The sequence below is a fragment of the Streptomyces sp. DT2A-34 genome (genome assembly GCF_030499515.1).
Lineage (GTDB): Bacteria > Actinomycetota > Actinomycetes > Streptomycetales > Streptomycetaceae > Streptomyces.
This window is the reverse complement of sequence record NZ_JASTWJ010000001.1, coordinates 7,812,517-7,837,812: the sequence shown is the minus strand read 5'-3', so window position 1 is coordinate 7,837,812 and position 25,296 is coordinate 7,812,517. Positions and strand designations below refer to the sequence as shown.

21 protein-coding genes are annotated in these 25,296 nt (G+C 70.3%); 8 read left to right on the top strand and 13 right to left on the bottom strand.

From position 1 onward, the window contains the following. Positions 1-17: 17 nt before the first annotated feature. The 3 genes from QQM39_RS34930 to QQM39_RS34920 all read right to left on the bottom strand — a co-directional run bounded on the left by QQM39_RS34930 (position 18) and on the right by QQM39_RS34920 (position 2,581). The gene (locus QQM39_RS34930; RefSeq protein ID WP_302001565.1) at positions 18-1,124 is read right to left on the bottom strand and encodes an amidohydrolase family protein; all 1,107 of its coding nucleotides are present in this window, start codon (positions 1,122-1,124) and stop codon (positions 18-20) included. A gap of 105 nt (positions 1,125-1,229) precedes the next feature. Further along, complete coding sequence (locus tag QQM39_RS34925; protein WP_302001563.1) at positions 1,230-1,532, bottom strand: hypothetical protein; 303 nt, start codon at positions 1,530-1,532, stop codon at positions 1,230-1,232. A gap of 95 nt (positions 1,533-1,627) precedes the next feature. Continuing rightward, positions 1,628-2,581, bottom strand: a complete 954-nt coding sequence (locus QQM39_RS34920) for a heme o synthase (RefSeq protein ID WP_302003838.1) — start codon at positions 2,579-2,581, stop codon at positions 1,628-1,630. Between the two features lie 355 nt (positions 2,582-2,936). Between QQM39_RS34920 and tkt the strand changes: the two genes are divergently transcribed. From tkt to pgl, 5 genes are read left to right on the top strand one after another with little or no spacing between them, the layout of a single operon-like run. Continuing rightward, positions 2,937-5,024 (top strand): transketolase, encoded by a 2,088-nt coding sequence (gene tkt / locus QQM39_RS34915; RefSeq protein ID WP_302001562.1) that lies wholly within the window; start codon positions 2,937-2,939, stop codon positions 5,022-5,024. A 33-nt stretch (positions 5,025-5,057) separates the two neighbouring features. Continuing rightward, entirely contained in the window at positions 5,058-6,176 is a 1,119-nt protein-coding gene (gene tal / locus QQM39_RS34910) for a transaldolase (protein ID WP_302001561.1), read from the top strand. 4 nt (positions 6,177-6,180) lie between these two features. Continuing rightward, positions 6,181-7,719, top strand: a complete 1,539-nt coding sequence (gene zwf, locus QQM39_RS34905) for a glucose-6-phosphate dehydrogenase (RefSeq protein WP_302001560.1) — start codon at positions 6,181-6,183, stop codon at positions 7,717-7,719. After that, positions 7,716-8,861: a glucose-6-phosphate dehydrogenase assembly protein OpcA gene (gene opcA / locus QQM39_RS34900; protein ID WP_302001559.1), complete on the top strand. Its 1,146-nt coding sequence runs from the start codon at positions 7,716-7,718 to the stop codon at positions 8,859-8,861. Before zwf ends, opcA begins: the two co-directional genes overlap by 4 nt. Beyond that, positions 8,858-9,640, top strand: a complete 783-nt coding sequence (gene pgl / locus QQM39_RS34895) for a 6-phosphogluconolactonase (RefSeq protein WP_302001558.1) — start codon at positions 8,858-8,860, stop codon at positions 9,638-9,640. The genes opcA and pgl overlap by 4 nt, the downstream gene beginning before the upstream one ends. A 279-nt stretch (positions 9,641-9,919) precedes the next feature. On the opposite strand, the gene QQM39_RS34890 is transcribed toward pgl, so the two are convergent. The 5 genes from QQM39_RS34890 to QQM39_RS34870 form a co-directional block, all read right to left on the bottom strand. Beyond that, positions 9,920-10,759, bottom strand: a complete 840-nt coding sequence (locus QQM39_RS34890; protein WP_302001557.1) for a carbohydrate ABC transporter permease — start codon at positions 10,757-10,759, stop codon at positions 9,920-9,922. After that, positions 10,756-12,120: an ABC transporter permease subunit gene (locus QQM39_RS34885; protein WP_302001556.1), complete on the bottom strand. Its 1,365-nt coding sequence runs from the start codon at positions 12,118-12,120 to the stop codon at positions 10,756-10,758. The genes QQM39_RS34890 and QQM39_RS34885 overlap by 4 nt, the downstream gene beginning before the upstream one ends. 6 nt (positions 12,121-12,126) lie before the next feature. After that, positions 12,127-13,458 carry an ABC transporter substrate-binding protein gene (locus QQM39_RS34880; RefSeq protein WP_302001555.1) on the bottom strand — a complete coding sequence of 444 codons (1,332 nt, stop codon included), beginning with the start codon at positions 13,456-13,458 and terminating at the stop codon, positions 12,127-12,129. A 39-nt stretch (positions 13,459-13,497) separates the two neighbouring features. Then, complete coding sequence (locus tag QQM39_RS34875; RefSeq protein ID WP_302001554.1) at positions 13,498-15,159, bottom strand: glycoside hydrolase family 13 protein; 1,662 nt, start codon at positions 15,157-15,159, stop codon at positions 13,498-13,500. Between the two features lie 164 nt (positions 15,160-15,323). Further along, positions 15,324-16,595: an ABC transporter substrate-binding protein gene (locus QQM39_RS34870; protein WP_302001553.1), complete on the bottom strand. Its 1,272-nt coding sequence runs from the start codon at positions 16,593-16,595 to the stop codon at positions 15,324-15,326. Between the two features lie 125 nt (positions 16,596-16,720). On the opposite strand from QQM39_RS34870, the gene QQM39_RS34865 reads away from it, so the two are divergent. The 3 genes from QQM39_RS34865 to QQM39_RS34855 are packed head-to-tail and all read left to right on the top strand — an operon-like array spanning position 16,721 to position 20,311. Continuing rightward, entirely contained in the window at positions 16,721-17,236 is a 516-nt protein-coding gene (locus QQM39_RS34865) for a PadR family transcriptional regulator (RefSeq protein ID WP_062719185.1), read from the top strand. Next, a complete protein-coding gene (locus tag QQM39_RS34860; RefSeq protein WP_302001552.1) occupies positions 17,233-18,027 on the top strand; it encodes an ABC transporter ATP-binding protein in 795 nt (264 codons plus the stop codon). Before QQM39_RS34865 ends, QQM39_RS34860 begins: the two co-directional genes overlap by 4 nt. A 1-nt stretch (position 18,028) precedes the next feature. Then, positions 18,029-20,311 carry an FtsX-like permease family protein gene (locus tag QQM39_RS34855; protein WP_302001551.1) on the top strand — a complete coding sequence of 761 codons (2,283 nt, stop codon included), beginning with the start codon at positions 18,029-18,031 and terminating at the stop codon, positions 20,309-20,311. A 9-nt stretch (positions 20,312-20,320) separates the two neighbouring features. Here QQM39_RS34855 and QQM39_RS34850 read toward each other — a convergent pair whose 3' ends face one another. The 5 genes from QQM39_RS34850 to secG all read right to left on the bottom strand — a co-directional run bounded on the left by QQM39_RS34850 (position 20,321) and on the right by secG (position 25,258). Next, positions 20,321-21,271 carry a proline-rich domain-containing protein gene (locus QQM39_RS34850; protein ID WP_302001550.1) on the bottom strand — a complete coding sequence of 317 codons (951 nt, stop codon included), beginning with the start codon at positions 21,269-21,271 and terminating at the stop codon, positions 20,321-20,323. Between the two features lie 91 nt (positions 21,272-21,362). After that, entirely contained in the window at positions 21,363-23,018 is a 1,656-nt protein-coding gene (gene pgi / locus QQM39_RS34845) for a glucose-6-phosphate isomerase (protein WP_302001549.1), read from the bottom strand. Positions 23,019-23,070: 52 nt separating this feature from the next. Beyond that, positions 23,071-24,264 carry an MFS transporter gene (locus tag QQM39_RS34840; RefSeq protein ID WP_302003837.1) on the bottom strand — a complete coding sequence of 398 codons (1,194 nt, stop codon included), beginning with the start codon at positions 24,262-24,264 and terminating at the stop codon, positions 23,071-23,073. A gap of 220 nt (positions 24,265-24,484) precedes the next feature. Further along, the gene (locus QQM39_RS34835) at positions 24,485-24,820 is read right to left on the bottom strand and encodes an RNA polymerase-binding protein RbpA (protein ID WP_003976875.1); all 336 of its coding nucleotides are present in this window, start codon (positions 24,818-24,820) and stop codon (positions 24,485-24,487) included. Positions 24,821-25,021: 201 nt separating this feature from the next. Beyond that, positions 25,022-25,258: a preprotein translocase subunit SecG gene (gene secG, locus QQM39_RS34830; protein ID WP_302001543.1), complete on the bottom strand. Its 237-nt coding sequence runs from the start codon at positions 25,256-25,258 to the stop codon at positions 25,022-25,024. Positions 25,259-25,296 lie beyond the last annotated feature (38 nt).

Below are 25,296 nucleotides of genomic sequence, written 5' to 3'. Positions count from 1 at the left end.
ACAAGCCGTACATCCCGTCACTCCAACCCGTACACCCGGCGAGCGTTCCCCGCCGCCACCATCCCCGCCACCCGTTGCGCGTCCGTCAGCGACCACGCCCCCTCGGCCACCCAGCCGCCGAGGACCCGGCCGAGGGCCTCGCGGAAGAGCTGGGCGCCCACCACATGCAGTTCGGGCAGGGCCTGCGCGCCGCTGGAGAAGAGGATCTTGCCGAAGGGGGCCAGTTCCAGGATCTCGGCGAGGATCGTGGCCGCGCGGGCGCCCGTGCGGATGAGGGCGGCGCCCGAGTCGGCGTAGACGTGCGGGAAGACGCCGGCCAGGTGGGCCGCGTGGCGGTGGTACGGGTAGCCGTGCAGCAGGATCAGGTCGGTGCCGAGGCCGGCCGTCGCGCGGACGAAGTCCGTCAGCAGTACCGGGTCCGTGCGGTCGATGCGCAGGCCCGGCTCCCCCAGCCCCGCGTGCAGCTGGAGCGGCAGTCCGGACGCCACCGCGATCCACAGCAGGTGCCGTAGCAGCACCGGGTCGCTCAGCTCGCCGCCGACCGTGCGCGCCGCCAGCCAGCGCCCCGCCGCGCCCCGCACCTCCCCCGGCCCCGGCGGCTCCGGCGCGAGGGCGAGGCCGTGCCGTACGCCCGCCACGGACGTGAAGGCGACCGCGTTCACCGCCGCGCCGTGCACCGACTCGGCGAGGTTGGCGAGGAAGGACTCGACGGTGCCCGAGGTGTCGGCGACCTGTTCGGCGAGGAGTTCCAGGCGCACGATCTCATGGGCCTCGGCCGACGCGGCCGACGCCATCTCCGGCGGCCCGGTGAGGTCGCCGGGCAGACCGGTGTCGATCAGATACGTCGTGATGCCGCTGCCGCGCAGCAGGCGCCGCCCCGCCTCCAGTACGCCGAGTTCACGGCGCCTGGCGAGGTAGCGAGCGGGCAGGCAGTGCGGTTCCAGACCGAGCAGCGGGGGGCACCAGCGGCGTACGGCGAAACCGGTCTGTGTGTCGAAGAGCGTGGTGCCGGGAGCCGGTGGGCCTTCGGTGCGGGCCAGCTGGGCCTCGAAGGTGCCGAGGCCCAGTTCCGTTCGCAGTACGCCGTGGCAGTACTGGTCCACGAGGGACGGCGTTTCGATCATCCGGGCTCCCCGTTGTGCTGGACCGTGTGCTCCTCACAGGTCCTAACGGGTGAACCGGGCAACAGGTGTTGGTGTCACACACCCCATGCGAAACGCCGACGGGTCTCAGCCGTTGCTGGGCCCACCGACCTGGATGCCCGCCATGCGGCTCCACTCGTACGGGCCGGTCTTCACCTTCGCCGCGAACTCGCCGTCGAAGGACTCGTGGGCCGTGACGCCCGCCTTCTCCACCGCCTTCTCGGCGATCTCGTACGACGGTGCCACCAGGTCGCCCCAGCCGCCGTCCTCACCGACGAGCACGATGCGGGCGCCGCGCTGTCCGAGGTACGCGACCTGGGCCTCGGCGCCGCCGTGGGACTTCGCGAAGGAGTTGATCTGCTTGGCCAGCTTGGCCACCTTGTCTGCCATGGCCAGGATGCTACCGACGAGTAGATCGAATGGCGACGGGCGGGGTGAGTGACCCGTGCCTCAGGGCCCCTGCCTGAGGGCCTCTGACTCAGGGCCTACCTCAGGAAGGGGTCCACCGCCACCGCCACGAACAGCAGCGACACATAGGTGATCGACCAGTGGAACAGGCGCATCTCCTTCAGCTTCGCGCCCGTCACCTCCGCCTTGGCGCGGTTCTGCAGCGCGTGCGCCTCCCACAGCCACCAGCCGCCCGCGCCCAGCGCGACCGCGGTGTAGAACCAGCCCGTGTAGCCGAGCGGCTGCAACAGCAGCGACACCGCCACCATCACCCAGCTGTAGATGACGATCTGCTTGGCGACGACCTTGTTGGAGGCCATGACGGGGAGCATGGGCACGCCCACGCGCGCGTAGTCGTCCTTCACCTTCATGGACAGCGGCCAGTAGTGCGGCGGCGTCCAGAAGAAGATCACCATGAAGAGGATGAGCGGCGCCCAGGTGAGGGAGTTCGTGACGGCCGTCCAGCCGATCAGTACGGGCATGCAGCCCGCGATGCCGCCCCACACGATGTTCTGCGAGGTACGGCGCTTGAGGATCATCGTGTAGACGACGACGTAGAAGAGGAGTGCGCCGAGCGACAGCCAGGCCGACAGCCAGTTGACGGTGAGGCCGAACAGCAGCGTCGAGACGACCGCCAGCGTGATGCCGAAGACCAGGCACTCGCGCGGGCTGACCATCCCGGTGACCAGGGGGCGCTGCGAGGTGCGGTCCATGAGCGCGTCGATGTCGCGGTCGATGTACATGTTCAGCGCGTTGGCGCCGCCGGCCGACAGGTAGCCGCCGACACAGGTGAGGAGCACCAGACCGAGGTCGGGCACGCCCTGCTCGGCGAGGAACATCACCGGCACGGTGGTGATCAGCAGCAGCTCGATGATCCGCGGCTTGGTAAGCGCCACGAACGCCTTGACCCGGGCCCCGATCGGCCGCCGGCTCGGGCTCTGGCTCGTCCCGATAATCCCCGCTGGACGGGATTCAACGGCCGTCACGCACACCCCTGACAGAGACATCCCAGCGAGCCTCCCCGTGTGAAGTCCCGGTAAAGGCTCGCGCGTACCACGCCACTGTAGACGTTGCCCAGACCCGGACATTCGCGGGGGTCGGGTCGTGTTGAGGAGGGCCCTCGGAAGAGTCCCGCACGACTCTGTTGAGCACTCGGACGAGCGGCAGCGTATTCAGTTGCCGAATGCGGTCCCGCCCAGTGGGGAGGCGGATCCCCGAGACTCCCGGCAGTCTGGAATGACTCGAAAAGACGCACGTACTTACGGGGGTAGGCTCGACCACGGCCGGGCGCCCGATGCACCGGCATTCGATACATGCGTGACATGTGGAGAGGAGCCCTGACCCAGGGTGAGCACCAAGCCGACCACCACAGACCTCGAGTGGACCGAGTTGGACCAGCGGGCCGTCGACACCGCCCGCGTCCTGGCCGCCGATGCCGTACAGAAGGTCGGCAACGGCCATCCGGGTACGGCGATGAGTCTGGCGCCCGCCGCCTACACCCTCTTCCAGAAGGTGATGCGGCACGACCCGGCCGACCCGGAGTGGGTCGCCCGCGACCGCTTCGTGCTGTCCGCGGGCCACTCGTCCCTGACCCTGTACACCCAGCTGTACCTGGCAGGCTTCGGCCTGGAGCTGGACGACCTGAAGGCGTTCCGGACGTGGGGCTCGAAGACCCCCGGTCACCCGGAGTACGGCCACACCAAGGGCGTCGAGACGACAACCGGCCCGCTCGGCCAGGGTGTCGCCAACGCCGTCGGCATGGCCATGGCCGCCCGCTACGAGCGCGGTCTGTTCGACCCGGAGGCCCCCGAGGGCACCTCCCCCTTCGACCACTTCGTCTACGTCATCGCCGGTGACGGCTGCCTCCAGGAGGGCATCTCCGCCGAGGCGTCCTCCCTGGCCGGCCACCAGAAGCTGGGCAACCTGGTCCTGCTGTGGGACGACAACCACATCTCGATCGAAGGTGACACCGAGACGGCCGTCTCCGAGGACACCGTCAAGCGGTACGAGGCGTACGGCTGGCACGTGCAGCGCGTCGCCCCGAAGCCGGACGGCGACCTCGACCCGCACGCCATCTACAACGCGATCGAGGAAGCGAAGAAGGTGACGGACAAGCCGTCCTTCATCGCGATGCGCTCGATCATCGCCTGGCCCGCCCCGAACGCGCAGAACACCGAGGCCGCCCACGGCTCGGCGCTCGGCGACGACGAGGTGGCGGCCACCAAGCGCGTCCTCGGCTTCGACCCGGAGCAGAGCTTCGAGGTCTCCGAGGAGGTCATCGCCCACACCCGCCAGGCCCTCGACCGCGGTCGCCAGGCCAAGGCGGAGTGGGAGAAGCAGCTCCAGGAGTGGCGCAACAGCAACCCGGAGCGCGCCGCCGAGTTCGACCGCGTCAGCAAGGGCGAGCTGCCCACGGGCTGGGAGGAGAAGATCCCGGTCTTCGAGCCCGGCAAGGGCGTCGCGACGCGTGCCGCGTCCGGCAAGGTGCTCCAGGCGCTGGGTGCCGTCATCCCCGAGCTGTGGGGCGGCTCGGCCGACCTGGCCGGCTCCAACAACACGACGATCGACAAGGACAGTTCGTTCCTGCCGGCGGACAATCCGCTGCCGGAGGCGAACCCCTACGGCCGTACGATCCACTTCGGCATCCGCGAGCACTCCATGGCCGCGGAGATGAACGGCATCGCGCTGCACGGCAACACCCGTATCTACGGCGGCACCTTCCTCGTCTTCTCCGACTACATGCGCAACGCCGTGCGTCTGTCGGCGCTGATGCACCTGCCGGTGACGTACGTGTGGACGCACGACTCCATCGGTCTGGGCGAGGACGGCCCGACCCACCAGCCCGTCGAGCACCTCGCCTCGCTGCGCGCCATCCCGGGCCTCAATGTCGTCCGCCCGGCCGACGCCAACGAGACCGCGATCGCCTGGCGCGAGATCCTCAAGCGCTACACGAAGGTCTTCGGCAAGGGCGCCCCGCACGGCCTGGCGCTGACCCGTCAGGGCGTGCCGACCTACGAGCCCAACGAGGATGCCGCCAAGGGCGGTTACGTCCTCTTCGAGGCGTCGAACGGGACTCCCGAGGTCGTCCTCATCGCCACCGGTTCCGAGGTGCACGTGGCCGTCGAGGCGCGTGAGCAGCTGGAGGCCGACGGTGTGCCGACGCGGGTCGTGTCCATGCCGTCCGTGGAGTGGTTCGAGGAGCAGGACCAGGGGTACCGGGACAGCGTCCTGCCGCCGTCGGTGAAGGCACGGGTCGCCGTCGAGGCCGGGATCGGTCTGACCTGGCAGAAGTACGTCGGGGACGCCGGCCGCATCGTTTCCCTGGAGCACTTCGGTGCTTCCGCCGACGGCAAGGTCCTCTTCCGCGAGTTCGGCTTCACTGCCGAGAACGTGGCCGCGAAGGCCCGGGAATCCCTCGCCGCCGTCCAGCGCTGACGCTCATATACGACACGTAGGAGATGTAATTCCATGACAGACGCACTCAAGCGCCTCTCCGAGGAAGGCGTCGCGATCTGGCTGGACGACCTGTCGCGCAAGCGGATCACGTCCGGCAACCTCGCCGAGCTGATCGACCAGCAGCACGTCGTGGGCGTCACCACCAACCCGACGATCTTCCAGAAGGCGATCTCTTCCGGGGACGGTTACGAGCAGCAGCTCTCGGACCTCGCCGCCCGCAAGGTCACCGTCGAAGAAGCGGTCCGCATGATCACGACGGCGGACGTCCGGGACGCCGCCGACATCCTGCGCCCGGTCTTCGACGCCACCGGCGGCCAGGACGGCCGGGTGTCGATCGAGGTCGACCCGCGGCTGGCGCACCACACCAAGGCGACGGTCGCCGAGGCCAAGCAGCTGGCCTGGCTGGTCGACCGGCCCAACACGCTCATCAAGATCCCGGCCACCAAGGCGGGCCTGCCGGCCATCACCGAGGTGATCGGCAACGGCATCAGCGTCAACGTCACGCTGATCTTCTCCCTCGAGCGCTACCGCGAGGTCATGGACGCGTACCTCGCCGGCCTGGAGAAGGCCAAGGCCAAGGGCCTGGACCTGTCGCTGATCCACTCCGTGGCGTCCTTCTTCGTGTCCCGCGTGGACACCGAGATCGACAAGCGGATCGACGCGCTGGGCACCGACGAGGCCAAGGCCGCGCGCGGCAAGGCCGCCGTCGCCAACGCCCGGCTCGCCTACCAGGCGTACGAGGAGGTCTTCTCGACCGACCGCTGGAGCGCGCTGGAGAACGCGGGCGCCAACAAGCAGCGTCCGCTGTGGGCCTCCACCGGCGTCAAGGACCCGGCCTACAAGGCGACCCTGTACGTCGACGACCTGGTCGCGCCGAACACGGTCAACACCATGCCGGAAGCCACCCTCCAGGCCACCGAGGAGAGCGGCTCGATCACCGGCAACACCATCGCCGGCACCTACGCGCAGGCCCGCGCGGACCTGGACGCCGTCGAGAAGCTCGGGATCTCGTACGACGACGTGGTCCAGGTGCTGGAGGACGAGGGCGTCGAGAAGTTCGAGGCGTCCTGGAACGACCTGCTGAAGTCGACCGAGGCGGAGCTGGAGCGCCTCGCCCCCTCGGAGGGCTGATCCCTTGCCACCCTTCAACGTCACTGAAGCGAACCCGCTTCGTGACGCCGCCGACCGACGGCTCCCGCGCATCGCGGGGCCGTCGGGCCTGGTGATCTTCGGCGTTACGGGCGATTTGTCACGCAAAAAGCTGATGCCCGCCGTGTACGACCTCGCCAACCGGGGTCTGCTGCCGCCGGGCTTCTCGCTGGTCGGCTTCGCCCGCCGCGAGTGGGCCCACGAGGACTTCGCACAGGAGGTCCACGACGCGGTCAAGGAGCACGCCCGCACCCCCTTCCGCGAGGAGGTCTGGCAGCAGCTCATCCAGGGCATGCGCTTCGTGCAGGGCACCTTCGACGACGACGACGCCTTCGAGCGGCTGCGCGGCACCATCGAGGAGCTGGACAAGGCACAGGGCACGGGCGGCAACTTCGCCTTCTACCTCTCGGTGCCGCCGCGTTCCTTCCCGGTGGTCATCCAGCAGCTGAAGAAGCACGGCCTGGCCGACCAGACGGGCGGCTCCTGGCGCCGCGCGGTCATCGAGAAGCCCTTCGGCCACGACCTGAAGTCCGCCGAGGAGCTCAACAAGGTCGTCCACGAGGTCTTCGCCCCGGACCAGGTCTTCCGCATCGACCACTACCTGGGCAAGGAGACCGTCCAGAACATCCTGGCGCTGCGCTTCGCCAACACGATGTTCGAGCCGATCTGGAACCGGTCCTTCGTGGACCACGTGCAGATCACCATGGCCGAGGACATCGGCATCGGCGGCCGCGCGGGTTATTACGACGGGATCGGCGCGGCACGCGACGTCATCCAGAACCACCTCCTCCAGCTGATGGCCCTGACCGCCATGGAGGAGCCCGCCTCCTTCGACGCGGACGCGCTGGCGGCGGAGAAGACCAAGGTGCTCGGGGCGGTCAGGCTCCCCAAGGACCTGGGCCGCGACACGGTGTTCGGGCAGTACGCGGCCGGCTGGCAGGGCGGCGAGAAGGCGGTCGGGTACCTCCAGGAGGAGGGCATCGACGCCAAGTCGAAGACCGACACGTACGCCGCGATCAAGCTGGGGATCGACAACCGCCGCTGGGCGGGCGTCCCCTTCTATCTGCGCACCGGCAAGCGGCTCGGCCGCCGTGTCACCGAGATCGCGGTGGTCTTCCAGCGCGCCCCGCACTCCCCCTTCGACACAACGGCCACCGAGGAGCTGGGCCAGAACGCGATCGTGATCCGCGTCCAGCCCGACGAGGGCGTCACGGTCCGCTTCGGCTCGAAGGTGCCGGGCACCTCGATGGAGATCCGGGACGTGTCGATGGACTTCGCGTACGGCGAGTCCTTCACGGAGTCCTCGCCCGAGGCGTACGAGCGGCTGATCCTCGACGTCCTCCTCGGCGACGCGAACCTCTTCCCGCGCACCGAGGAGGTGGAGCTGTCCTGGAAGATCCTCGACCCGATCGAGGAGTACTGGGACACGCACGGCAAGCCCGCCCAGTACCCGGCCGGTACCTGGGGCCCCGTCGAGGCGGACGAAATGCTCGAGCGAGACGGACGGAGCTGGCGCCGCCCATGAAGATAGACCTGACCGACACCACGGCCAGCAAGATCAACAAGGCGCTGGTGCAGGGCCGCCGAGCCATCGGCACGCCGGCCGTCGGCATGGTGCTCACGCTGGTCATCGTCACCGACGAGGAGAACGCGTACGACGCCCTGAAGGCCGCCAACGACGCCTCGCACGAGCACCCCTCGCGCACGCTGGTGGTCATCAAGCGCGTCTCGCGTTCGCCCCGCGACCGCACGCAGTCCCGGCTGGACGCCGAGGTGCGGGTGGGCGCGGACGCGGGCAGCGGCGAGACGGTGGTGCTGCGGCTGTACGGCGAGGTGTCCGACCACGCGCAGTCCGTCGCCCTTCCGCTGCTCCTGCCGGACGCCCCGGTGGTGGTCTGGTGGCCGGTGAACGCGCCGCTCGACCCGGCGAACGACCCGCTGGGCTCGCTGGCCCAGCGCCGGGTGACGGACACGTACGCCTCGGAACAGCCGGTACGGGAGCTGTCGTCCCGCGCCGAGACCTACACACCGGGCGACACGGATCTCTCCTGGACCCGCATCACGCCGTGGCGGTCGATGCTGGCGGCGGCTCTGGACCAGGTGGTCTGCGAGGTGAAGGCCGTCGAGGTGGAGGGCGAGGAGTTCAACCCGAGCTGTGAGCTGCTGGCGATGTGGCTCGCGGACCGGCTGGACGTGCCCGTGAAGCGGTCGCTGTCGTCGGGCCCCGGTCTGACGGCGGTCCGTATGGCCACCGACTGCGGCCCGATAGTGCTGGACCGGGCGGACGGCTCCCTGGCGACCCTCTCCATCCAGGGCCAGCCGGACCGTGCGGTGGCGCTGAAGCGGCGGGAGACGGCCGAGCTGATCGCGGAGGAGCTGCGGCGGCTCGACCCGGACGACACGTACGCGTCGGCGCTGCGGTTCGGGGTGGAGCGGCTGAACTCGGCGCCCGCTTCGGCGGTTCGGGGCGCGGAGGCCGCCGAGGCCGCCGAGGCCAAGTCTGTGCAGGCCGTGGCGCCGGAGGATGCCGCTGTGGCCAGGGCGGAGGTGTCGCCGGCCAAAGGGGAATCTCCGGCCAAAGGAGAAGCGGCCGAGTCTCCCGGCGAAGCCGATGCGCAGGAAGCGGCGGCGCAGGAACCGATGAAGAAGGCGGCGGCGAACTCGTGAGCACTCCGCAGCTGGTCGTGCACCACGACAAGGAGCTGATGGCGCAGGCCGCCGCGGCCCGGCTGATCACGAAGATCGTGGACGCCCAGGCCTCCCGGGGCTCGGCATCCGTGGTCCTCACCGGCGGCCGCAACGGCAACGGCCTGCTGGCCGCCCTCGCCGCCGCCCCCGCTCGGGACGCCATCGACTGGGCCCGGCTGGACCTCTGGTGGGGCGACGAACGTTTCCTCCCCGAAGGCGACCCGGAACGCAACGTCACGCAGGCCCGCGAGGCCCTGCTGGACACCGTGCCGCTGGACCCCAAGCGCGTGCACGCCATGCCCGCCTCGGACGGCCCGTTCGGCACGGACGTGGAAGCGGCGGCCGCCTCGTACGCTGAGGAGCTGGCGCGGGCGGCGGGTCCCGAGAACCACGGTGCGGTCCCCACCTTCGACGTCCTGATGCTGGGCGTGGGGCCCGACAGGCACGTGGCGTCCCTCTTCCCGGAACTGCCCGCGGTACGGGAGACGGACCGTACGGTCGTCGGCGTCCACGGCGCTCCCAAGCCGCCGCCGACCCGGGTGACCCTCACCCTCCCGGCGATCCGGGCGGCCCGTGAGGTGTGGCTGCTGGCGGCGGGCGAGGACAAGGCGCAGGCCGCGGCGATCGCCCTCTCGGGCGCGGGCGAGATCCAGGCGCCGGCGGCGGGGGCGTACGGCCGCTCGCGGACCCTGTGGTTGCTGGACGCGGCGGCGGCATCGCAGCTGCCGCGGTCGCTGTATCCGCCTGCGTCTGCGTAAGGGGACGGCGGGGGAGTTTTTCGCCCCCGCCGCCCCTACCCGTCCCATCCTGAAGGGGCTCCGCCCCTTCGACCCCCGCTCCTCAAACGCCGGAGGGGCTGGATTTACCCGCCCGGCGCTTGAGGCCGAGGCCACGGGGGCTTCACCCCTCAACGCCGGCCCAGGCATTCCAGCCCGTCCGGCGTTTGAGGACGAGGCCCGTTCAGGGCCGAAGCGGGGGTCTGGGGGCCGCAGGCCCCCAGGGGACGGGACGGGTAGGGGCGGCGGGGGCGAGAAACCCTACTTCACCGAGCCCGCCATAACCCCCTGCACAAAGTGCCGCTGAAACGCGAAGAACACGACCACCGGCACCACCAGCGACACGAACGCCCCCGGCGCCAGCACATCGATGTTGCTGCCGAACTGCCGTATCTGCGACTGGAGTTCAACAGTCAGCGGCTGCGACGCACTGTCGGCGAACAGCAACGCCACCAGCATGTCGTTCCACACCCACAGGAACTGGAAGATGCCCAGCGAGGCAATGGCCGGCCGCCCCACCGGCAGTACCAGCCGCGTGAAGATCCGCCACTCGCTGCCCCCGTCCATCCGCGCCGCCTCCAGCATCTCCTTCGGCATCTCGGCGAAGTAGTTCCGCAGCAGGAACACGGCGAACGGCAGCCCGTACGCCACATGGAAGAGAACGACCCCGGGAATCGTGCCGAACAGCCCCAGTTGGCCGAAGAGTTTGGCGACCGGAAGAAGGCCGATCTGCACGGGGACCACCAGCAGCGCCACCACGACCAGGAAGATCGCCTCGCGCCCGGGGAAGTCCAGCCACGCGAACGCGTACCCGGCGAGCGCCGCGAGGACAACGACCAGCAAAGTCGCCGGCACCGAGATCAGCACGGTGTTCCAGAAGGCGTGGGTGATCCCGGCGTTCCCCAGCAGCGCCGAGTAGTTGTCGAAGGACAGCTGACCGGGGCTGGTGAACACCGTCCACCAGCCGCCCTCGGCCGTTTCCTCGGCGGACCGCAGGGACGACAGGAACAACCCGGCGAGCGGTGTCAGCCACACCAGCCCGACCACCACGAGAAGCGCCTGGACGACCCCGTTGCCCAGCCCGCGCCTGACCGCGTTCATCGCTGACTCCCTCGGAAACGACGGACGTTGAAGACCATGGCGGGGATCACCAACAACAGCAGAAGCACACCCAGTGCGCTGCCCAGCCCCTGGTTGTTGCCGCCGCCGAACGACACCAGCCACATCTGCGTCGCGAGCACGGTCGCGTCCTCCTGCACCGGCCCTGGCGCGATGATGTAGACGAGGTCGAAGACCTTCATCACGTTGATCACAAGGGTCACGAAGACCACCGTCAGCACCGGCGCCAGCAGCGGCACCGTGATCCGCCGGAAGATCTGCCACTCGTTCGCGCCGTCCATCCGCGCCGCCTCCAGCGCGTCCCGCGGGAGGGTCGACAGGCCGGCACCGATCAGGACCATGGCGAAGCCCGTCCAGATCCACAGGTACGCCCCGATGATCGCCGGTGTCACGAGCGTGGGCCCGAGCCAGGAGATGCCCTCGTAGGGCGCGGCGAAGTTCGAGGCCGGCAGCCTCACCGTGTACGAGCCCTCGTCCAGCCCCTCGAAGCGGAACGAGCCGTCGGACCCGGTGGTCGTCGACGCGACCGTCTTCCCGGCCCGCACCGCCTCGACCTGCATCTCCGGCAGCCCGTTCTCCCGCCGGTCGACCTTGCCCTGCTCCCCTCCCCCACCGGGCGTGAAGTCGAGGTACACGACCCCGCGCAGCTCACCGGGGTTCGCCTTGTGCCCCGCCGCCGCGTACGCCGGCTCGGTGCCCCCGGGCAGGTCGTCGGGCAGGACGCCGACCAGCCCCAGCGTCACCGCCTCGCCCGGCGACACGCTCGCGCTCGTGCGATACGAGCCGTCGGGCCCCTTCGTCAGCCCCTGCCCGTCGCGCGCCCGGGCCGTCGGATACGTCGACGTGCCCTGGAAGGCGTCGTGCACGGAGACGGCGGCGGCGTTCAGCACGCCCTTGTCCGGGTCCTCGTCGTAGGCGAGCCGGAAGATGATGCCGGCGGCGAGGAAGGACACGGCCATCGGCATGAACAGCAGCAGCTTGAACGCGGTCGCCCAGCGGACCTTCTCCACCAGCACGGCCAGGATCAGGCCGAGGCCGGTCAGCAGGGCCGGGGCCACGACCACCCAGATCGTGGTGTTGCGGATGGCCTTGAGGGTGGCCGGGTCGCGGAACATCTCGTTGTAGTTCTCGCCGCCCACGAAACGGGTGCCGGAGGCGTCGAAGAAGCTGCGGCCGATCGAGAACAGCACCGGATACACGACCAGGGCGCCCAGCAGGAGCAGCGCGGGGAAGACGAAGAGCAGGGCGATGATCCGTCCGCGCCGCCGGGTGCGCCGGCTGCGCGCCTTGTCGGCGCCCGCGGCGGGCGGCGGGCTCGTCTCTTTCACGAGGGTTGCGGTCATGACCGGTCAGCCCTGGCCCTGGTACGCCTTGGCCGCCGCGGCCTCCAGCTTCGCCGCGGTCGCCTTCGGGTCCGACGGGTCGCGCAGGAAGTCCTGCAGGAGCTTCCACTCACCCGCGCCCTTCGTGCCGCCGAAGGCCGCCGGGGCCTGGTCGGACATGTCGAAGCGGACCGAATCGCCCGCCGAGACAAGGGACTTGGCGGTCGCGCGGGTGACGTCGTCGCCGTACGACGCGAGGTCGACGTTCTTGTTCGGGGACAGGAAGCCGCCCGCCTCCGCCCACACCGCCGCGGCCTCCGGCGTCGCCAGGTACTCCAGCAGGGCCATGCCGGCCTTCTGGTTCTTGCCGTCCTTCAGGACGACGGCCGCGTCACCGCCGCTGACGACCGGCGCCTCGCCGCCGCCGACCGCCGGGAACGGGAAGAAGTTCGCGTCCTCGCCGATCGCCTTGCCGAACTGGTCCTTGGCGACGCCCGCGACGAAGTCGCCCTCGTAGACCATGCCCGCCTCGGGCTTCGGCCCGAACACCTTCTCCACCGAGCCCGGGAAGTCGGTGTTGAGGGCGCCCTTCTGGCCGCCCGCGATCAGCTGCTTGTCCTTGAACAGCTTGCCGAGGGTGCTGAGCGCCTCGACCACCGACGCGTCGGTCCACTTCAGCTTGTGCGCGGCGAGGGCGTCGTACTTCTCGGGTCCGGCCTGGGAGAGGTAGACGTTCTCGAACCAGTCGGTCAGCGTCCAGCCGTCCTGCCCCGCGACCGAGAAGGCGGCGAGCCCGGAGTCGGAGACGGTGTGCCCGGCCTTGAGCATCGCGTCGTACGTCTTCGGCGGCTCGACGCCGGCCTGGGCGAGGGCATCGGGGCTGTACCAGACGGTCGACTTGTGGGCGGCCTTGAAGTAGAGGCCGTAGAGCGTGCCGTCGACGCTGCCGTAGTCCTTCCACACGGGGGCGAAGTTGGTGTCCACGGACTGCTGGGTGGTCTTGGACAGCGGCTTGAGCCAGTCGTTCTTCGCGAACTGCTGAAGCACGCCGACCTGCGGGACCATCACGACGTCGGGCGCGTTGCCGCCCTCGATCTTGCTGCCGACGACGGTGGAGACGTTGTCCCCGGTGGAGGTGAACTGGGTCTTGGCCCCCGTCTTCTCGGTGAACGCGTCCAGCACCTTCTGGAAGTTCTTCTGCTCTGTGCCGGACCAGACACCGGCCACGGTGACCGTCTGGCCACTGAGCGCCTTGTCACCGCCGCCCGCGGAGACCGGCCCGCCGCCACAGGCGGTCGCGCCGAGTGCCAGGACGAGGCCGGTGCAGCCGGTGAGCAGGGTGGTACGTCGTCGCATCATCGTTGATGTCCCTTCGGGGATGGGGGAACTGACGGAAAATCAGGCAGGGGTGGACTCGGTCCCGTCGCTCATCCACCAGGCGGCCGTCGAGCCGGGCAGCACCCCGGCCGGGCAGGGGCCGCTCGACAGCAGTGGGGAGCCGGAGACCGGCGCGGGCACGGTCGCCGTACCGAAGTTGACGGCGCAGACGAGGCCGTCGCCGCGGACGAAGGCCAGGACGCCGGGCGGGGTGTCCAGCCAGCGCAGGGTGCCCTCGCCCAACTGGGGCAGGGCGTCCCGCAGTTGGAGGCCATCGCGGTACAGGTGCCAGAAGGAGCGGGTGTCGGCGAGGGCGCGGTCGGTGGCGTACTCGGCGAAGTACTCCGGCTGCGGCAGCCACGGCTTGGCGCTCTCGGCGCCGGAGGTGAAGCCGAAGGGGGACGCCTGTCCTGACCAGGGCAGCGGCACCCGGCAGCCGTCGCGGATACGGGCCCGGCTGCCGGTGCGGTGGAAGATCGGGTCGGTGAGCACGTCGTCGGGCAGGTCGACGACCTCGGGCAGGCCCAGTTCCTCGCCCTGGTAGATGTACGCGGCTCCGGGCAGCGCCAGCATCAGCAGCGCGGCGGCGCGGGCGCGGGCGGCGCCGAGGCCGCTGCCCTCGGTGGCGGGTTCGCCGTAGCGGGTGACGGTGCGGACCTGGTCGTGGTTGTTGAGGACCCAGGTGACCGTCGAGCCCGTGCCGGCTATGTCCTGCATGGCCTCGGAGATGACCTTGCGGAAGGCGTCGGCCTCCCAGGGGGCGCTGAGCAGGTCGAAGAAGAAGGCCTGGTGGAGCTCGTCGGAGCGGACGTACAGGGCGTGTTCGCGCGCGGTCGGGACGGACACCTCGCCGACCAGGAGCCGGTCGCGGCCGTCGCGGGCGGTGTACTCCTCGCATATGGAACGCCACCGGCGCCACACCTCGTGTACCTCGGGCTGGTTCCAGGCGAGCGGGTTGACCGAGTCGCGCGTGCGGGCGTCGGCCTCCGGATCGTCGGAGTCGGGCAGCTCGGGGTGCTTGTAGAGGCCGGCGGCGACGTCGATGCGGAAGCCGTCGATGCCCCGGTCGAGCCAGAAGCGGAGGATCCGGTCGAACTCGGCGGCGATCTCGGGGTTGCGCCAGTTCCAGTCGGGCTGCTCGGGCGCGAACATGTGCAGGTACCACTGGCCGGGCCGCCCGTCCGCCTCGGTCACCCGGCTCCAGGCCGGGCCGCCGAACATGGAGTGCCAGTTGTTGGGCGGCTCGGACCCGTCGGCGCCGCGGCCGTCGGCGAAGTGGAAGCGGGCGCGAGCCGCGCTGCCGGGTTCGGCGGCCAGCGCCTCCTCGAACCACGGGTGCTCGCTGGAGCAGTGGTTGGGGACGATGTCGAGCAGCACCTTGACGCCGAGCCGCCGGGCCGCCGCGACCAGCAGGTCGAACTCGGCGAGGTCGCCGAAGAGCGGGTCGACGTCGCAGTAGTCGGCGACGTCGTAGCCGTGGTCGTGCTGCGGCGAGGGATAGAAGGGGCTCAGCCAGATCCCGTCCACCCCGAGCTTCTTCAGATACGGCAGCCCCGCTCGGACTCCGGCGAGGTCGCCGACGCCGTCGCCGGTGCTGTCGAGGAAGCTGCGGACGTACACCTGGTAGATCACCGCGTCGCGCCACCAGTGGTGCCTGTTCAATCCATTGCCCTGTCTCTGCATCGGGAACTCGTTATGCATGCATGTTAAGTAGGCGTGTCGCGAGGGTGTCAACGAGCAGGACGTAAGCTACCGGACAGTTAGCCGGTAATATCCGGACTTATCCATCAGAGACGACGCGAGAAGAGAACTCGGCGTTACTTAACAAGTAACTAGCGACCAAATGGCTAGCGAGAGGAAAGGGCGGCGAGCTCCCGCGCCAGCCGCCGCACCGCCGCCTCGGGCGTCTCACGCCCGGTCATCGCGTCGCGCACGACCGCCTGCACCACCAGGCTCACCTGGTCGTAGCGCGGGCTCTTGGGGCGCGGCGCGGCCGTGCGCACGCTCTCGCGCAGGGTCGGCAGATACGGGAACTCCCGGACCAGCTCGGGATCTTCGTACAGGTCGGCCCGTACGGGCGGCAGGGCGCCGCGCGTGAGGACCTGGCGCTGGACGCGCTGGCTGGTCAGGTACGCGATCAGGCGGGCGGCCGAGTCGGGGTGCCGGGCATGCGTGCTGACGGCGAGATTGGAGCCGCCCAGGACACTCGTCCCCGGCCCGTCCGGACCCGGCAGCGGTACGGCGCCGATCTTCCCGGCGACCGGCGACCCCTTGGCCGAGGCGCCGACATAGGCGTACGGCCAATTACGGAGGAAGAGCAGGCGTCCGTCCTGGAAGGCCTGCTTGGACTCCTCCTCCTTGAAGGTGAGCGCCCGCTTCGGGATCCAGCCCTCGCGCACGCCCCGAGCGAGGAACCCGATGCCTTCGCGGGCGGCCGTCGAGTCCACGGTGACGCGCTCGCCCTCGTCGCCGAGGATCGAGCCGCCCGCCGAGTAGACGGCCTCGGCGGCGTTGACGGTGAGGCCCTCGTACGGCAGGAACTGGCCCGCGTAGCCGTCCAGGCCGTACTTGGGCGCGATGGTCCTCGCGGCCCGTGCCAGGTCGGACCAAGTACGCGGGGGGTCGACGCCCTCCTTGGCGAGGATGTCCTTGCGGTAGAGAAGCAGGCCGGCGTTGGTGACGTACGGGACCGCGTACAACTGCCCGTCGTAGGTTGCCGTGTCCACGACCGGCGGCAGGAAGGTGTCCAGCGGGAAGCGGTCGCGGGCCAGCGGGCGGATCCAGCCCTGCGCCGCGAACTCCGAGGTCCAGCTGACGTCGATGTTGAGGACGTCGAAGCGGCTGCGGTCGCCGGCGCGCAGGTCGGTGGCCATCTGCGCGTGGGTCTCGTCGGCGGAGTCGGGCAGCTCGACGAGCGTGACCTTCTCGTCGGGGTGGGTGCGGTTCCAGCCGTCCAGGACGGAGCCGAGATAGCCGGTGAGGTCGCCTGCGGTGGCGAGGGTCATGGGCCCCCTGCCCGCCGCGGGCCCCTCGTCGGCGCGGGCGCCGGAGGCGATATAGCCGGTCAGGATCACGACGAGGACGAGAAGGCCCCTACCCGCGGCATGGATCCACCGCATAGGTTCCTCCCTGTACACCTGGCGCCGAACGTCTTCGTCCGGGGTCAGAGGCCATGTATACCTGTTAGGTATGCGCGATACTAGGCCTCGCAGCACATTAACCAGATGCGAGGAGGAGAGCACGAGTGCGGCTGCCCCTCCTGGCCCTGCTGGCGCGCGGCCCGGCGCACGGCTACGAGCTGAAGCAGGACCTTGAGCAACTGCTGGGCTCCGCGTACCCTCAGCCGAACGTCGGCCAGATCTATGTGACCCTCGGCCGTCTCGAGAAATCGGGGCTGATAGAGGGCGAGGACGTCGAGCAGTCGAGCCGGCCCAACAAGAAGGTCTACCACCTCACCGACGCCGGGCGTGAGGCGCTGCGCGCCTGGTTCGAGGAGCCCGAGGACGAGCCACGGGTGCGGGACGAGTTCTTCATGAAACTGGCGGTCGCCCCGCAGACGGGTCTCGCCGACCAGATCGCTCTCATCAACAAGCAGCGGCGCCAGTACCTGAACACCATGCGTCAACTGTCGAAGCTGGCCGCCGCCGAGGACCGGGACAACCGCATCGCCCATCTGCTGATCGAGGGCGCGATGCTGCATCTGCAGGCCGACCTCGACTGGCTCGAGCGGTGCCAGGAAGAGCTGGAGGAGCTGGAGTGAGCGACGATTCCACTCCTGCGCTGGGCGCGGAGACCTCTGCGCCGCGTACCGGGAGCCCTCTGCTGCGCGCCGAGGGCCTGGTCAAGACGCATTACGGCGAGGGTGCTCCGGCGCATGCCGTGCGGGGGGTTGATCTTGCCGTCCGGCCGGGCGAGTTCGTGGCCGTCACCGGTCCGTCCGGTGCCGGTAAGTCGACTTTGCTGCATCTGCTCGGCGGACTGCAGCGGCCCGACAGCGGCGGCATCTGGCTGGACGGCGAGTGCGCCGACGCGTGGAGCGAGGCCCGCTGGGCGGTGGAGCGCAGGAAGCGCATCGGGATCGTCTTCCAGTTCTTCAACCTGGTCTCCGACCTGTCCGTCGCCGACAACGTCGAGCTGCCCGCGCTGCTGGCCGGCGTCCCGCCGAAGCGGGCCCGCGCCGAGCGGGCGGAGCTGCTGGGCGAGCTGGGCCTCGCGGGCAAGGAGCGGAGCATGCCGGGCGAGCTGTCCGGCGGCGAACAGCAGCGCGTCGCACTGGCCCGCGCGCTGGTCAACCGTCCCCCTCTCCTGCTGGCCGACGAACCCGCCGGCAGCCTGGACAGCAAGGGCACCCGCGAGGTGATGCGGCTGCTGTCCCGCTTCCACCAGCGCGGCCAGGCGATCGTGCTGGTCACGCATGACGCCCGGCTGGCGAGCGCGGCGGACCGGGTGATCAGCTTCTTCGACGGACGGATCGCCGACGACGCCGAGCTGGACGGCGGCACGCCGCCGCGCCGGAGCGGGATATCGGGTGTGCTGGAGCTCAGGGACTGAGATGCGGGCCACCCTGCGCTGGGCGCACTCCGATCTGCGCACGCACCGCGGCGAGGCGCTGTTCCTCGTGCTGGCCACGGCCGGGATCGTCGTCTCGCTGTTGCTGGCCACGGCGCTGTTCGGCTACGCCACCAACCCCTGGCAGCGCGTCTTCACCCAAGCGCACGGCGCACACGTCTGGCTGCACACCGGAACCTCGGCCGACACCGGGAAACTGGCCGAGCTCGACGGCGTCGACTCCGTCGCGGGCCCCTATCCGACCGCCTCCACCACCCTGGCCTCCCGCGGCACCCGCGCCTCCGTCGAACTGCGCGGCACCCCCGAGCGCCCCGCTGTCGACCGCCCGCTCCTCACCTCGGGCCACTGGCTGGACCCGGCGAACCCCGACGGCGTCGTCCTGGAGAGCCGCCTGGCCCGCGCCCTCCTGGCCGCCCCCGGCGACACGCTCACCCTGCCCGGCACCAGCCGGACCCTGACCGTCCTCGGCATCGCCGACAGCGCCGAGCCGCGCTACCGGCCGGGCGAGCAGCCGGGCCTGGTCTGGGCGCCGCCGGCCGCCGTGCGCGATCCCGGCGGCCAGGTGATCGGGCTGCGCCTGGCGGACCCCGACGACACGGACTACGCCGTACAGCGCGCCGTGACCGTGCTGGGCGCGGGCGCGGTCGGCGAGGTCTCCACCTGGAAGCAGGCGCGGGCCGAGGCACAGGGCGACAACCGGCTGCTCGGGCAGGTGCTGGGCCTGTTCGGGCTGGGTGCCCTGGTCGCCGCCGGGCTCGCCGTGCACGGGGCGATCGGCACCCGTATCCGCGGACATCTGCGGGACATCTCCGTGCTGAAGGCGATCGGCTTCACGCCTGGGCAGGTGGTCCGCGTCTTCCTGCTCCAGCACCTCGCCTACGCGCTGCTGGGTGCCGTGGCCGCGGCGGCCCTCATCCAGGCCGTGGGCAGCCATGTCCCGGGGCGGCTCGGGGACGCGGTCGGCGTGTGGCAGGGGCTGCCCGGGCACAGCGTGGCGCTGTTCGTGGTGCCCGTGGGGGCGGTGCTGTTCATCGGTGCGACCACGGGGCTCGCGGCGTGGCGGGCGGGGCGTGTGCCCCCGGTGCCGGTGCCGCGGCCCGCGGCTCCGCTCGGCGGGCGGCTTTCCGGCCTGGCCCGGCAGGCCCTCGGGCTGCGGCTGCCGCCCGCGCTGGTGCTGGGCTGGCACCGGGCGTTCACGCGCCGACTGCGGTCGCTGGCCACGGTGGCCCGGCTCGCGCTGCCGCTGCTGCTGATCGTGGTCGCGATGAGCGCCTGGACCACCATCGACCGCTTCGACAGCAGGCCCGACCGGATCGGCCTGCCGACCGCCCTCACCGTCCACGCCGACTCCGGCCTGCCCGACCGGGACGCCCGCACGCTGCTGGAACGCGACCCGCAGGTCGCCGCCGCCTACCCGGGCGTCGAGGTGGCCGCCCTGGTCCCGGGCCAGACGGCCACGATCGCCCTGCGCGGCCTCGGCACCCGCGAGGACCCCTACCCGTACACCCTGGCCGAGGGCCGTGCCGCGCAGGGCCGCGACGAGGCCGTGGCCGGACAGGGCCTGCTCGACCTGCTGGACGTGAACGTCGGCGACTGGGTCCGGATGACCGTCGGCGACCAGCCGCAGATCCTGCACATCGTGGGCCGCAGCATCGAGCCCGAGAACGCCGGCCGGGTCATCTCCACCTCCCTCGACACCCTCCGCGAGAACGACCCGGACCTGGGCCCCACCCTCTACGAGCTACGGCTCCGACCGGGCGCCGAACCGTACGAGGTGGCCGACCGCCTGACCGCCGCCGGGCACGGACGCCTGGACGTACACGCCGTACCGAACCCCGCCGACGGCCTCTCCCCCCTGCGCGGAGTCGTCGTGGGCCTGATCGCCGTACTGGCCCTCATCGGGCTCATCGAACTGCTGACCGCGATCGGCGGCACCGTCCGCGAGAGCGAACGCGACCTGCTGGCCCTCAAGGCCATCGGCCTGTCCCCACGGCAGATCACCGCGATCACCGTCACGTCCACCGCCTGCACCGCCCTGGCCGCGGTCGCCATCGGCACGGCGCTGGGCGCACCCCTCGCGCACTGGCTGATCGACGCCCAGGGCAGATCGAGCGGCATCGGCGCCGGGATCGCCCAGGGCCCGTCCGTCGCTCTCCTGCTGCTGTTCGGCGCGGCGGCGGTCACGGGCGCGGCCGCCCTCGCCACCGTCCCGGCCTCCCGCGCGGCCCGCCGCCGGCTCGCGGACACACTGAGCGCAGCCGCCTGACCTGCGAGGCTACCGCGGGTTGTACGGGGGCGGCGGGTTGTACGGCAGCTGCGGGCCCGGTGCGTACGGGTTGCCCTGCGGGGGCGTGCCGTAGGGGTTTCCGGCCGGCGGTGCGTAGGGGTTCCCGCTCGGCGGGCCGTACGGGTTGCCCTGGGACGGCACGAAACCGTTCGGCGCGTACGACGGTGGCGGCGGGGCCGGTGTCGGAGTGGGCGGCAGGGTGGCCGGATGGGCCGCCAGCCGGATGCCGTACCGGCTCCTGAGCCGGCCCATCTCCAGCAGGGCGATGCCCGTGACCGTCACGGGGGCGCCCAGGATGAAGACGACGCCCATCGCGAGGCCGAGGCCGTGCAGGTCGCCGGTGATGAGATCGGAGATGGCCATGAGCCAGGTCGTCACCGTGGCGAGCAGTGGCGGCAGACAGCGGTGCACGGCGGCGGTACCGAAGAAGTTCCCCGAGATCCGGTACGCGCCGGCGATCACGAAGAAGCCCATCCAGAGCCCGAGGAGACTGAACAACATGCCCCCGAGGGTCCCCAGGGCGTTGCCCATCCGGAAGATCAGCACCGTACCGAGCGCCGAGCCGATGAACAGCAGCAGCAACTTCAGCGACCTGACGAGCGGCTCCCGCAACTGCCCCACTGTGCCCGCGCCGGACCGCCGCCAGATGTGAAGCATCACGCCGACCGTGAGCGGTGTGATGAACAGCAGGACGACACAGGCGGTCGCCGCGTTGTCCAGCATCTCGTCGAAGGCGAAACCACCCTCGACGAAGGTGTAGACCCCGAACGCCGCGACCGCGCCCGCGATGACGCGCGCCTTCTTGAGCGCGTCCACCGAGGGATCCAGTGAGCCCGGGATCCAGGTCGGGTGGAACACCGCCCGCGCCACGTGATGGGGCTTCAGGAACGAACGGGCGGTCAGCGTGCCGCCGGTCCAACTCCCGTATGAATTTGTCAACTTGCACTCCCCCGAGTGATCGCGCTCTTGATCGACGAGGGAGTCTACGGGAAGCGGACGACCGCGTGCCGCCCGCTTTCCGTATCCGCGATCACTGCCGGCCGCGCAGCTCCCGATACTTGGCGACGAGCGCCTTCGTCGACGCGTCCAGACCCGGCACGTCGGCGCCGCCGGTCAGCGCGGGCTCGACACGCTTGGCGAGAACCTTGCCGAGCTCCACTCCCCACTGGTCGAAGGAGTCGATGTTCCACACCGCCCCCTGCACGAACACCTTGTGCTCGTACAGCGCGATCAGCTGACCCAGCACGGACGGGGTCAGCTCGCGCGCGAGGATCGTGGTCGTCGGATGGTCGCCCTTGAACGTCTTGTGGGTCACCAGCTCCTCGGGCACCCCCTCCGCACGCACCTCGTCCGGCGTCTTGCCGAAGGCCAGCGCCTGCGTCTGCGCGAAGAAGTTCGCCATCAACAGGTCGTGCTGTGCCTTGAGTTCGTCACTCATCTCGGCGACCGGCTCGGCGAAGCCGATGAAGTCCGCCGGGATCAGCTTGGTGCCCTGGTGGATCAGCTGGTAGTACGCGTGCTGCCCGTTGGTGCCCGGCGTGCCCCACACGACCGGCCCGGTCTGCCAGTCGACCTCCCGCCCGTCCCGGCCGACGTACTTGCCGTTGGACTCCATGTCCAGCTGCTGCAGATAGGCCGTGAACTTGGACAGGTAGTGGCTGTACGGCAGCACGGCGTGCGACTGGGCGTCGTGGAAGTTGCCGTACCAGATGCCCAACAGGCCGAGCAGCAGCGGCACGTTGGACTCGGCGGGCGCGGTGCGGAAGTGCTCGTCGACGATCCGGAAGCCGTCGAGCATCTCGCGGAAGCGGTCCGGACCGATGGCGACCATGAGCGAGAGCCCGATGGCCGAGTCGTACGAGTAACGCCCGCCGACCCAGTCCCAGAACTCGAACATGTTGGCCGTGTCGATACCGAAGTCGGCGACCTTCTCGGCATTCGTCGACAGCGCGACGAAGTGCTTGGCGACGGCCTCCTGCCCTGCCTGCAGCTCACCCAGCAGCCAGTTGCGGGCCGAGGTGGCGTTGGTGATCGTCTCGATCGTGGTGAACGTCTTGGACGCGATGATGAACAGCGTCTCGGCCGCGTCCAGGTCGCGGATCGCCTCGTGCAGGTCGGCGCCGTCGACGTTCGACACGAAGCGGACGATGAGGCCGCGGTCGGTGTAGCTGCGCAGAACCTCGTACGCCATCGCCGGGCCGAGGTCGGAGCCGCCGATGCCGATGTTGACGACGTTCTTGATGCGCTTGCCGGTGTGGCCGGTCCAGACGCCGGAGCGGACCCGCTCGGCGAAGTCGGCCATCTTGTCCAGGACGGCGTGCACACCCGGGACGACGTTCTCCCCGTCGACCTCGATCACCGCGTCACGCGGCGCGCGCAGCGCGGTGTGCAGAACGGCGCGGTCCTCGGTGGTGTTGATCTTCTCGCCGCGGAACATGGCGTCGCGCAGCCCGAACACGTCCATCGCGACGGCCAGCTCGCGCAGCAGCCGCAGGGTCTCGTCGGTGACGAGGTGCTTGGAGTAGTCGATGTGCAGGTCACCGACCTGCAGCGTGTACCCCGTGCCGCGCCCCGGATCGGCGGCGAACAGCTCCCGCAGCCGCACCTCGCCGAGCTCCTCGCGGTGCTTGGCCAGCGCGGTCCACTCGGGCGTCTGGTTGAGCCTGGTACGGCCGTCTGCGTTCATGTCCGACTTCAGCCTTCTTTCGTGCCTGTCCCAGCGGTTCCAACCTAATTGATCAGCGCGAGGCGTGAGCCGTCGTGGCGTCGTCGTCCGGCGCAACAACAGGTACGTCCGGCTTGCGCGCCGGTATCAACGAGGTGACGGCGAGGGCGAAGAGTACGGCGGCCAGCAGCGCCGGTCCGTTCAGCCCGAACGTCCCCGCCACGGCACCGCCGAGCAGGGCCCCGATCGGGGCGCCGGACGTCGAGGCCGTACGAAAGGCCGAGGCGATGCGGCCCACCATGGACTCGGGGCTGCGCTGCTGCATGAGCGTGACCTGGTTGACGTTCCACACCATGGCCATGGCGCCGAGCAACGCCATGGCCACCAGGAGGGCCGCCAGGTGGCGGACGGTGCCCGCGAGCAGCAGCGACGACGTCTGGACGGTCCCGGCCAGCAGCAGTGCCCGCACCCGTCCGGTCCTGCGCGCGATCCGCTGGGCCACGAAGCCGCCGACCAGGCTGCCGGCCGCGTAGGCGGTCATCGCCGCCGCGTACGCCGCGTGGCCCCCTTGCAGCCAACGCGTCACATGCAGTACCAGCGTGGCGATCAGGGCGCCCATACCGATGTTGCACAGCAGCGTGGCCACGCAGACCGCCCGCAGCGCCCGATCGCGCCAGAGTGTGCGCAACCCGTCGCCGATCTCGGCGCGCAGCGTGCTGCCCGCCGGGCGTGGTTTCCGCTCGGGCGGTCGTATGCGCAGGGACGCCACCAGGACAGCGGCCAGCAGATAGGTACTCGCGTCGGCCACGAAGGGCATCGCGGCGCCGACCGTCAGCAGCAGTGGCACGAAAGGGCCCGCCAGCAGTCCACCCGCGAGTTGCTGGCCTGTCATCAGCCGGGCGTTGGCACCGCCCAGGGCCTCGCGGTCCACCAGGGAGGGCAGAAGGGCCGTGGCCGCGTTGTCGAACAGCGTCTGGAGTGTCGTCAGGGAGAAGGCGAGCACCAGCAGCAACGGGATCGACGCGTGTCCGAGTCCGACGGCGAGCGCGAACCCGGTGACGAGCAGCCCTCGTACGAGATCGACCGCCCACATCGCGCGCCGCTGGTCCACCCGGTCCGCGACGGCCCCGCCGAGCAGCCCGAAGAGCAGCCAGGGGACATAGCCGCAGGCGGTGACCGAGGCGATGACCAGGGGATCGTCCGTGAGCTGCACGGCGAGCAGGGGCAGCGCGGTCGTACGCAGCGCGTCTCCGAACCGCGAGACCACGGCAGCGGTCCACAACCGCCCGAACCCGCCGCGCCACGCGGGCGCAAGCGCACCCGCTGTCTCAGCCGTCGCCACAACTCCCCCTCGGTCCATCGATGCGGAAGATCGATACACAAACCGTAGAGGGCGCCACTGACAATCGGCCTCGGAGCGGGAGTCCGCCGGAGCTTCATACAGGTCCGGCCAGGCACCCCGTAGGTGCCCGGCCGGTCCTCAACTCCTAGATCTCGCCCCGCAGTTTGGCGAGCGCCTCGGCGAGGATCGCCTCGCCGTCCGCGTCGCTGCGCCGCTCCCGTACATACGCCAGGTGCGTCTTGTAGGGCTCGGTGCGCGGCGGGTCCGGCGGGTTGTCCCGGTCCTGTCCGGCGGGAAAGCCGCAGCGCGGGCAGTCCCAGGTTTCGGGAACCTGCGCGTCGCTGGCGAAGCTGGGCTGCGTCTCATGCCCGTTGGAGCACCAGAAGGAGATGCGCAGCCGGGGCGCGGACTCGCCCCGCTCGGCCTCGCCCATCGGCCCCGCCCCGACCCGGCTTCCTCGGATCGCGTTGCCACTTGCCACGGTCGTAACTCCCTGCGTGATGGTGCCGCGAAGCGAGTCGGCGTTTCGCTTCGCTGCGAGCGCCTCAGTCTACGTAAGGCCCAACGCGCGTCCAGTGATTGGAGTTACATAGCCCCCACACCAAGACGCAAGCCCCATGATAGGCCGCGCTCAGCTGCGCGTACCGAACATGGGGCCTTACGTACGGAATGTGCGTGCCGGTCAGTTGTTCATCTTCATCAGGATGCCGAGCACGACAATGCACGCGAACCACAGGAGACCGACCACGATGGTGATCCGGTCGAGGTTGCGCTCGGCGACCGAGGAGCCGCCGACGGACGACTGCATGCCGCCACCGAACATGTCGGAGAGGCCGCCGCCCTTGCCCTTGTGCATCAGCACCAGCAGCATCATCAGCAGGCTGAAGACGATCAGGGCGATCGAGAACCCCAAAACCACGGCTGGACCAACTTCCTCGGATTCGGATGACGACGGGG